General features: G+C 61.9%; 1 pseudogene. It reads right to left on the minus strand.

Annotated features, from left to right (window positions below):
• Positions 1 to 299, minus strand: a pseudogene (locus tag VZP09_RS03065) (transketolase family protein); the annotation flags it as partial.

A 299-nucleotide genomic window follows, 5' to 3' on the forward strand; every position in this document is an offset into this window, starting at 1 on the left:
TGGTGGGTGCTGGCCAGCGGGCCGTAGCTGGCTCCGGCGTTAAGGCCAAACAGCTTGACGTTGGTGTTGTTGTAACAGACATCCACTTTGATTTGCTCATTGGCCCGCGAGATAAGAAACGGCGCGGCGTTACAGGTCACAGCCACTTTTCCGCCCAGCGCCAGACCGGCGGCGGTGCCGACCATGCTCTGCTCGGCGATGCCGACGTTCACCAGCCGGCCGGGGAACTGTTTAATAAACGGCGCGATTTTGGCCGTTGACGTGGAGTCGGCTACCACCGGCACCAGATCGACGCCGCG

The sequence above is a fragment of the Klebsiella sp. EMBS2024 genome (assembly GCF_036233805.1).
GTDB lineage: Bacteria > Pseudomonadota > Gammaproteobacteria > Enterobacterales > Enterobacteriaceae > Klebsiella > Klebsiella pneumoniae.